This window comes from Actinoallomurus acaciae (assembly GCF_042429965.1).
GTDB classification, from domain to species: Bacteria; Actinomycetota; Actinomycetes; order Streptosporangiales; family Streptosporangiaceae; genus Actinoallomurus; species Actinoallomurus acaciae.
The window spans coordinates 1-4,041 of record NZ_JBHLZP010000685.1 but is presented as its reverse complement, the minus strand read 5'-3'; the positions used below and the strand labels follow the sequence as shown (position 1 = coordinate 4,041).

Sequence of the window (4,041 nt, the reverse complement as noted above, 5' to 3'; positions counted from 1 at the left end):
TGAGCCGCACGCGGAGATCTCCGGCGCCGTGGCGGGCGATCGTCAGAGCCGCCGTCAGCGAGGCGTACGCGGGCACCGGCGCCGCGTGCGCCCCGATCTCGCGCAGGATCACCGCGAGCTCGACCGCTCCGAGCCCGGAGCCGCCGAGGTCCTCGGGCAGGCAGGCGCCGAGCACGCCGGCCTGGGCGAGCGCCGCCCAGAGCCGGGCGTCGTACGGGTCACCGGAACGCTCGTGCTCGGCGATCCGCTCCGGGGTCGCCTCGCGGTCGAGCAGGCCGGACACCAGACTCCGCAGCTCCTGGGCGTTCTCGTCGAGATCGAAGTCCATGATCCCCTCTCGCGGCCGGGGGCGGCGGGCCTGGCATGCAAACTAGAACGGATTCTAGTCCGTGTCCACCGTCGCGGACAGCGCCGATGCCGCCCACGGCACAGGGGATTCCAGGCCGACGAGGCGACGCGTCGGCCCGGGGCAGCGGAATAACGTGTTCTCGCGGCATGTACCCTTGTGCGAAGAAAGCGCGGACCGTCGGCCGCGCTCCCGACCGAGGGGTGGCGTCGTGACCGCAGAACCCGCGGCGGCCGGTCACCTGACAGGTCGCTCCCGCAGCCAGCACCAGCGCCGCAAGCGCATCCTTCAGGCCGCGGCCGCGCTGGCGTCGCGCGGCGGCGTGGAGGCGATGCAGATGCGCACGGTCGCCGAGCGCGCCGGGGTGGCCCTGGGCACGCTCTACCGCTACTTCCCCTCGAAGATGGACCTCGTGGTGGCGGTCGTCAACGAGGAGATCGACACCCTGGAGGCGAGCCTCGAACGCCGGCCGCCCCGCTCGGGCACGGCGGCCGGAAGGGCCGTGGAGGCGCTGATGCGCGCGACGCGCGGGCTGATGCGCGAGCCCGAGCTCGCGGACGCCCTCATCCGCTCACTGCTGCTGTCGGACGTCAAGACCGACCTGGGCGACCGGATGGCGGGCATGCTCGCGCGCGCCGCCGACGAGACGGCGCCCGGCGAAGAGCGTCACATCCTGCTGCGCTCGCTCTCCAGCGTCTGGGTCATGGAGATGATCGAACTGCTTCGCGGCCGCACCGGCAACGAGCAGATCCAGGCACGCCTGGAGATCGCCGCCGAGCGTCTGCTCGCCGACTAGTCGGCGGGACCGGCCGTACCGGCCCTCAGGCGGGAATGCCCGCGGCGCGCAGGTCGCGGTACAGCCCGGACCGTATGAACTGCAGGAACAGGCGGGTGAGAAGGGCCTGGAGCAGCATCACCAGGGCCTTCGCGAGGATGGTCGAGACGATGTCGGGCACGGGGAAAACCTAACGTCATCAGGGATGCTTTCGACCTGAGTATGCCTCCTCGTCCGGTTTGAGGAAAACCCGGGGGGTTACGAGAAGGTGAACATCTGCCCAGGTCAACCGGTACGCACGACCCGATCGACCCTGCGGGCACGCGTGACGCTGAGGTCACACGGGGAGGGCTCGGGCGAGGCCGGCGGGCAGGCCGTCCTTCAGGCTTTTGCGCAGGCCGTCCGCGAGGTCGTCCTTCAGCTCCTCCACGAGACGGGCGACCTGGGCGGCGCCCGGAACGTACGCCACGATCGCGCCGCCCGGCAGCCGCGTCACCAGCACCGCGCCCAGCGCGAAGCCGCCCGCGCAGCCGAGGGCGATCAGCCAGCCGTGCGGCAGCAGCGGCCGGCTGCCGAAGAAGTGGCTCAGCACCGGCACCTGCACGATGATCCCGAGGGCGGCCAGCGAGGCCAGGCCGGAGGCCAGGACCAAGGGGTCGCGCCCGCCGGCCGCGATCGTCTGGGCCAGCTGGGTGCCGACCAGCGCCACCAGGCCGGTCGTGTCCGCCTGCTCACGGGTGCCGCTCATCCTCGCGAGGGTCCACGCGCTCACGGCGGCGCCCGCCGTGGCGCACGCGCGCACGGCGATGTCGCGGGTCAACGCGGTGCCGAGCGAGCGGTCCGGGCCCTCCTGGAGCAGCTCCTCGCGGCTGACGCCGGAGGGCGGCCGGGCCGCCAGCGCCACGGCCGGGAGCATGTCGGTGAGCAGGTTCACCAGCAGGAGCTGGCGGACGTTCAGCGGGCTGCTGCCGCTGACCAGGCCGGTGAGCACGGTGAAGGCGATCTCGCCGATGTTGCCGCCGAGCAGCACCGCGAGAGCGTCGCGGGTCGAGCGCCACATCGCTCGGCAGTCGGCGATCGCGTCGGTGATCGTCTCGATCCGGTCGTCGGTCACCACGACGTCGGCGGTCTCCCGGGCGGCGGGCGTGGCGCGCTCGCCGAGGGCGATCCCGACGTCCGCCAGCCGGATCGCCGGTGCGTCGTTGGCGCCGTCTCCGGTGACCGCGACCACCCGGCCCGCCTCACGCAGCGCCTGGACGACGCGGGCCTTCTGGTTGGGGCTCACCCGGGCGAACACCGAGACCCCGGCCAGCGCCTCCCCGAGCTTCTCCTCGGGCAGGGCGTCGAGGTCCGCGCCAGTCATGATCTTTCCGTTGAGGAGGTTCAGCTCGGCGGCGATCGCCTCCGCCGTGGTCGGGTGGTCCCCGGTGATCATCACGATGTCGACGCCGGCCTTGCGGAGCCGGCCCACGGCCTCGGCCGCGGTCGGGCGCACCGGGTCGGCGATGCAGACCAGGCCGAGCAGGCACAGCCGGTCGATGCGCGACTCGGTCAGGTCCCGCCGCCCGGACGCCTTCCGCTCACCCACGGCGAGCACGCGGTAGCCCAGGCGCGCCAGCCGGTCCACCTCTTGCTCGACCTTCTCGCGCGCCTTCTCGTCGAACGGGATGACCTGGTCGCCGCGCGACCATTCGCCGCAGCGGTCCAGGACGATCTCCGGCGCGCCCTTGACGCTCAGCAGCTGCCCGTCCGGCGTACGGCCGAGCACCGCGTGGTAGCCGCGGCCGGGCTCGAACGGCAGTTCGGCCATGCGCTTCCAGGAGCCGAGTCCCTCGAAGTCCTTCATCTCCAGGTCACGGGCCGCACGGATGATCGCCTGGTCGGTGGGGTGGGGCATCTTGCGGCCGGCCTGCTCGGGGCTGGCGCGGAGCGCGGCGGCGACGACGATCCGGCGCTGCGGCGACAGATCCTTGGTCGGAGAGGTCGACTCTCCGTCGGAGACGAGCCGCAGCCGCAGGCGTCCCATGGTCAGCGTGCCGGTCTTGTCGAAGCACAGGACGTCGATCCGGCCGAGGGCCTCGATCGTCGCCGGGTTGCGGACGAGGGCGCCCCGCTGGGACATGCGACGCGCCGTCGCCAGCTCCGCGGCGGTGGCGACGAAGGGCAGGCCCTCGGGCACGGCGGCGACCGCGAGGCTGACCGCCGGGCCGAGCGCCTGGGCGAGCGAGTGGCCCCGCAGCAGGTCCGACAGGAGCAGGCCGGCGCCCGCGACCAGCGCCACCGGCAGCGTCACCGTGGTGAGGGACTGCAGGCGCGTCTCGACGCCACCGGGGCGGCGCTCGCCGGCGAGCCGTGTCGCGCGGCCGATCTCGGTCCGCTCCCCCGTCGCGACGACCACCGCCGTGGCCTCCCCCGCCGCGATCACCGTGCCCTCGTACAGCATGGAGGTACGGTCCGCGACGGACCCGGCCATGCTCGGGCGGGCGGTCTTGGTGACGAGCTGCGACTCTCCGGTGAGGCTGGACTCGTCCACCTCCAGCCCCTTCGCGGCCAGGTGCCGGGCGACGGTCGGTACGGCGTCGCCGGCGGTCAACATGATCACGTCGCCGGGGACGAGCTGGTCCGCGGTCGCCTTGGCCTCGGTCTCGGCCTCGTCCGGGCGCCGCAGCCGTACGCGCACCGCGCTCAGGTCCACGAGCCGGCGCAGGGCCCGGTCCGCCCCGACGCGCTGGACGCCCGACATCACGGCGTTGACACCCAGGACCGTGCCGATCAGGGCCGCGTCGGTGATCGACCCGACGACCGCGGAGACTCCCGCGCCGGCCGCGAGCGCGGGGGTCAGCGGGTTGTCCAGCTCCTCGACCGTGACCCGGGCGAGGCCGGCCGGCCCCGGGGCGCCGTCCTGGGCGGACGTCCGGCG

4 protein-coding genes are annotated in these 4,041 nt (G+C 73.6%); 1 reads left to right on the top strand and 3 read right to left on the bottom strand.

Annotated features, from left to right (window positions below; genetic code table 11):
• A partial coding sequence (locus ACFFNX_RS44955) for an acyl-CoA dehydrogenase family protein (RefSeq protein ID WP_378212403.1) occupies positions 1 to 328 on the bottom strand: 328 nt, incomplete at its 3' end.
• Between the two features lie 229 nt (positions 329 to 557).
• Here ACFFNX_RS44955 and ACFFNX_RS44950 point away from each other — a divergent pair.
• Positions 558 to 1,142 carry a TetR family transcriptional regulator gene (locus ACFFNX_RS44950; protein ID WP_378212402.1) on the top strand — a complete coding sequence of 195 codons (585 nt, stop codon included), beginning with the start codon at positions 558 to 560 and terminating at the stop codon, positions 1,140 to 1,142.
• A gap of 25 nt (positions 1,143 to 1,167) precedes the next feature.
• On the opposite strand, the gene ACFFNX_RS44945 is transcribed toward ACFFNX_RS44950, so the two are convergent.
• Both ACFFNX_RS44945 and ACFFNX_RS44940 read right to left on the bottom strand, forming a co-directional pair.
• Positions 1,168 to 1,302 (bottom strand): hypothetical protein, encoded by a 135-nt coding sequence (locus tag ACFFNX_RS44945; protein ID WP_378212400.1) that lies wholly within the window; start codon positions 1,300 to 1,302, stop codon positions 1,168 to 1,170.
• 156 nt (positions 1,303 to 1,458) lie between these two features.
• Positions 1,459 to 4,041 (bottom strand): cation-translocating P-type ATPase (locus tag ACFFNX_RS44940; protein ID WP_378212398.1); only part of this gene is annotated, 2,583 nt, incomplete at its 5' end.